Source organism: Streptomyces graminilatus (assembly GCF_001418565.1).
Taxonomy (GTDB): Bacteria; Actinomycetota; Actinomycetes; order Streptomycetales; family Streptomycetaceae; genus Streptomyces; species Streptomyces graminilatus.
This window is the reverse complement of the sequence record NZ_LIQQ01000804.1, coordinates 1-1,966: the sequence shown is the minus strand read 5'-3', so window position 1 is coordinate 1,966 and position 1,966 is coordinate 1. Positions and strand designations below refer to the sequence as shown.

The 1,966-nt window shown below is 69.1% G+C and carries 2 protein-coding genes and 1 pseudogene; all 3 read left to right on the top strand.

The genetic code is table 11. From position 1 onward, the window contains the following. Nucleotides 1–534: pseudogene (locus tag AOK08_RS41735) on the top strand (glycosyl hydrolase 115 family protein); the annotation flags it as partial. Between the two features lie 58 nt (nt 535–592). After that, nucleotides 593–1,648, top strand: a complete 1,056-nt coding sequence (locus tag AOK08_RS41730; protein WP_422125826.1) for an endo-1,4-beta-xylanase — start codon at nt 593–595, stop codon at nt 1,646–1,648. A 142-nt stretch (nt 1,649–1,790) separates the two neighbouring features. Next, nucleotides 1,791–1,966, top strand: a 176-nt coding sequence (locus tag AOK08_RS44310; RefSeq protein ID WP_157877042.1) for an AAA family ATPase, incomplete at its 3' end; no start/stop codon positions are given.

The window sequence follows — 1,966 nt, the reverse complement described above, 5'->3', positions numbered from 1 at the left end:
GGCTTTGTGGAGGCGGGGGGTTATGTGGCGGTCGACGCCGACAACTACACGCGGAGAGTGGGGAGTTGGCGACAACTGGACCGTATCGGCCGGACGGGCGCCGGGATGACTCCGTGGCCGGTGACGGCTCCGCGCCGGACGCCGGGCGGGGCTTCGTCCCCTCGCCTGGAGTACGAGGTCGGCCTGCTGTCGGCGGGTGAGGTGACGGTGTGGGCGTATCTGTCGCCGCGCAACCCCGCACTGCCCACGGGTGGGCTGCGCTACGCGGTGTCGTTCGACGAGGCCGAGCCGCAGCAGGTCGACATCCACGCGGTCACGGGTGCGGACGACGGGCTGATGAACAAGCAGTGGGCCCGGCACACGTCCGACAACGTGAACCGGACGGCGACCCGGCACACGGTGGCCGGGGCGGGCGTCCACCGGCTGAAGTTCTGGGCCGTCGACCCGACGGTGGTGGTTCAGCGGCTGGTGATCGACACGGGCGGGCTGACACCGACGTATCTGGGGCCGCTGGAGAGCCGGCGGGTCCGCTGAACACGAGCAGACAGGCAGTACACACCGAGTGAGGGGACCGTACATGAACGTCTTCCGCATGCGCGTTTCCGTGGCGGCGTTTGCCGCGACGCTGCTGATCACCGGCACGGCCGCCGCCCAGCCGGCGTCGGCGCACCCGAATCCCGTCCCGCTGAGGACACTGGCGGCCGGCACCGGCGTACGGATCGGCACCGCCGTGGACATGGCGGCCCTGGCCGCCGACACGACGTACCGCGGAACGACTGCCCGGGAGTTCAACTCGGTGACCGCCGAGAACGTCATGAAGTGGGAGTCGGTGGAGCCGACCCGGGGGACGTACGACTGGGGTCCGGCGGACGACCTGGTCCGTTACGCGCGGGCGCACGGGCAGGCGGTACGGGGTCACACGCTGGTGTGGCACAACCAGTTGCCGGGATGGCTGACGGCGGGGGTGGCGGACGGCTCGATCGACTCGGCCGAGCTGCGGACGATCCTCCGCAACCACATCACCAAGGAGGTGAAGCGGTACAAGGGCAGGATCTATCAGTGGGACGTGGTGAACGAGGTCTTCGAGGAGGACGGCTCGCTGCGGGAGTCGATCTGGCTGCGGAGGCTGGGCCCGTCGTACATAGAGGACGCCTTCCGCTGGGCCCACGCGGCGGACCCAAAGGCAAAACTCTTCCTCAACGACTACAACGTCGAGGGCGTCAACGCGAAGTCGACGGCCTACTACGAGCTGGCGAAGCGGCTGCGGGCGGCCAAGATCCCGGTCCAGGGCTTCGGCATCCAGGGGCACCTGGCCATCCAGTACGGCTTCCCCGGCCAGGTCGCCGAGAACCTCGCCCGCTTCGAGAAACTGGGCATGCAGACGGCGTTCACAGAGGTCGACGTACGCATGATCCTCCCGGTGGACGAAGCGAAGCTGGCGACTCAGGCGACGTACTTCCGAGGCCTCCTCGACGCGTGCGTCCAGGCACGCCGGTGCACCTCGTTCACGGTGTGGGGCTTCAGCGACAAGTACTCGTGGGTGCCGGGTGTCTTCGGCGGGGAGGGCGCGGCGACGCTGATGGACGAGGGGTTCGTGCGGAAGCCGGCGTTCACGGCGGTGGGGGAGGGGCTGGCGGAGGGCCGCTGACGGTTCGGGGTGATGAACCCTTACGGGTGATCGTGCGGGGCGGGCGGGTGCCGTTGGACGGTTCGCGTGGGCTGCTGCTTAGCTGGTGGGAGGACAGTGCCCGGCCTGCGTGAGCAAGCGACGCGAATGAGAGAGGTGCCCGGTGGAGACTCCCCGTCTGGAGGAGGTGCGGCTGCACTCCTTCAAGAGCTTCACCGACCAGACGCTGCCCCTGCAGAACCTCACGGTGCTCATCGGGCGCAACGGCAGCGGCAAGTCCAACGCGCTCGACGCGCTGATGGTGCTGTCCCGGCTGGCCTCGGGGGAGTCGGTGCGGGA